At 63.2% G+C, this 2511-nt stretch carries 2 protein-coding genes; both read left to right on the top strand.

Going from position 1 to position 2511, the window contains the following annotated elements; translation table 11 throughout:
* Nucleotides 1–320: 320 nt before the first annotated feature.
* On the top strand, nucleotides 321–611 hold the full coding sequence (locus FAZ79_RS11250) for a co-chaperone GroES (protein ID WP_136868050.1): 291 nt from the start codon (nucleotides 321–323) through the stop codon (nucleotides 609–611).
* Nucleotides 612–673: 62 nt separating this feature from the next.
* A complete protein-coding gene (groL, locus tag FAZ79_RS11245; protein ID WP_136868049.1) occupies nucleotides 674–2317 on the top strand; it encodes a chaperonin GroEL in 1644 nt (547 codons plus the stop codon).
* The last annotated feature ends 194 nt before the right edge of the window (nucleotides 2318–2511 follow it).

Here is a 2511-nt window from a genome sequence, read left to right as displayed (position 1 = left end):
ATGGGCCCTTGGAGGCCCGCCCGGACGGGGCTCGCGGGTTTGCCCGCACTCGGCGTTGCCGTCCCTCGACGGGCAACGAGCCCGTCTTCGGTCCGGCGCCTTGATTGCGAACAAACCCGCGAGCCAGCGATGCCATCGAATCGTGCAGACCTTCCTTGGGCACCGGCGTATGGGCGGTGAATTTTTTTCGTCCTCACCTCTTGAAATCACTCGGGCCGTTCCTAATATTGGCACTCGAGTCGGGCGAGTGCTAACAACGTCCCGGCGCGCTCAAACATTGTTCGAACCCCTTTTCCTGTGTCAACGCATGGAGTAACCACATGAAAATCCGTCCTTTGCATGATCGTGTGCTGGTAAAGCGCGAAGAAGAAGAACGCAAGACCGCCGCTGGCATCGTTCTGCCGGACTCGGCTTCCGAGAAGCCGAACCGTGGCGAGATCATCGCCGCCGGCCCGGGCAAGTCGAACGACAAGGGTGAAGTCCGCGCCATTGGCGTGAAGGTGGGCGACAAGGTCCTGTTCAGCCAGTACGCCGGCACCAAGGTGAAGGTCGAAGACGACGAACTGCTGATGATGGGCGAAGACGACATCCTCGCCGTCATCGAAGACTAACCCTCTCGCGGCAGGGCCAACGCCCTACCCCGGAACCGAATCAATAAAGGAGCATATCGAGTATGTCTGCCAAAGAAGTTCGCTTTTCCACCAGCGCTCGCGACCGCATGCTGCGCGGTGTCAACACCCTGGCCGACGCGGTCAAGGTCACCCTGGGCCCGAAGGGTCGTAACGTCGTCATCGAGAAGAGCTTTGGCGCCCCGGCCGTGACCAAGGACGGCGTGTCCGTCGCCCGCGAGATCGAGCTTGAAGACAAGTTCGAGAACATGGGCGCGCAGATGGTCAAGGAAGTCTCTTCCCAGACCGCCGACGTCGCCGGTGACGGCACCACCACCGCGACCGTACTGGCCGCCGCCATCGTGCGCGAAGGCGTCAAGGCCGTTGCCGCGGGCATGAACCCGATGGATCTCAAGCGCGGCATCGACCGTGCCGTCGAGGCAGCCGTGACCGAGCTCAAGCAGCTCTCCAAGCCCTGCACCGACAACAAGGCGATCGCCCAGGTTGCCACCATCTCCGCGAACTCCGACAAGAAGGTCGGCGAGATCATCGCCGAGGCCATGGAGCGCGTGGGCAAGGACGGCGTCATCACCGTCGAGGAAGGCTCGGGCTTCGAGGACGAGCTGGACGTGGTCGAGGGCATGCAGTTCGACCGTGGCTACCTCTCGCCGTACTTCGTCAACAACCAGAAGCAGATGCTGGTCGAGCTGGAAGACCCGTACATCCTGCTGCACGACAAGAAGATCTCGAACATCCGTGATCTGCTGCCGGCACTGGAAGGCGCGTCCAAGGCGAACAAGCCGCTGCTGATCGTCGCCGAGGACATCGAGGGCGAGGCGCTGGCCACGCTGGTCATCAACGCCATGCGCGGCATCGTCAAGGTCGCGGCCGTCAAGGCACCGGGCTTCGGCGACCGCCGCAAGGCCATGCTGCAGGATCTGGCCATCGTCACCGGCGGCCAGGTGATCTCCGACGAAGTCGGCCTGACCCTCGAGAAGGTCACCCTGGATGACCTGGGTACCGCCAAGCGCGTCGTAGTCTCCAAGGAGAACACCACCATCATCGATGGCTCCGGCACCAAGGACGACATCGAGACCCGCGTCGAGCAGATCCGCGCCCAGATCGAGAACACCTCCTCCGAGTACGACAAGGAGAAGCTCCAGGAGCGCATCGCGAAGCTGGCCGGCGGCGTTGCCGTCATCAAGGTCGGTGCCGCGACCGAAGTCGAGATGAAGGAGAAGAAGGATCGTGTCGACGACGCGCTGCACGCCACCCGTGCCGCCGTCGAGGAAGGCATCGTCCCGGGTGGCGGCGTCGCGCTGATCCGCGCGCTGTCCAGCCTGGGCGAGCTCAAGGGCGAGAACGTCGACCAGCAGACCGGTATCTCCATCGCCCTGCGCGCCATGGAAGATCCGCTGCGCTTCATCGTCTCCAACTCCGGTGGCGAGCCGTCCGTCGTCGTCCAAGGCGTACGCCAGGGCGAGGGCAACTACGGCTACAACGCCGCCAACGGCGAGTACGGCGACATGGTCGAGATGGGCATCCTGGACCCGACCAAGGTCACCCGTACCGCGCTGCAAAACGCCGCGTCGGTTGCCGGCCTGATGATCACCACCGAGTGCATGATCGCCGAGCTGCCGAGCAAGGACGACGGCGGCACCCCGCCGGCCGACATGAGCGGCATGGGCGGCATGCCCGGCATGATGTAAGACCGGTTGCCCCGTCCCGTCGGGCCGGACACCGCTTACCGGAAACCCCGCCATTGGCGGGGTTTTTTAATGGAATGGCCTGCTCCCACCCTATTACGCTGTTTGGAGGAACAACCGAACGGCGATGAAGGAGGAACAGACCTATGTCTATCAAAACGCTTGGTATCGATCTTGGCAAGACCTCGATGCACATC

The organism is Guyparkeria sp. SB14A (assembly GCF_005096345.1).
In the GTDB taxonomy this organism is placed as follows: domain Bacteria; phylum Pseudomonadota; class Gammaproteobacteria; order Halothiobacillales; family Halothiobacillaceae; genus Guyparkeria; species Guyparkeria hydrothermalis.
This window is presented reverse-complemented; position numbering and strand designations above follow the sequence as displayed.

Bases quoted from the DNA above. Each gene is read 5' to 3' on its own strand.
- FAZ79_RS11250 (WP_136868050.1), top strand. From the start codon at position 321: ATGAAAATCCGTCCTTTGCATGATCGTGTGCTGGTAAAGCGCGAAGAA.
- groL (WP_136868049.1), top strand. From the start codon at position 674: ATGTCTGCCAAAGAAGTTCGCTTTTCCACCAGCGCTCGCGACCGCATG.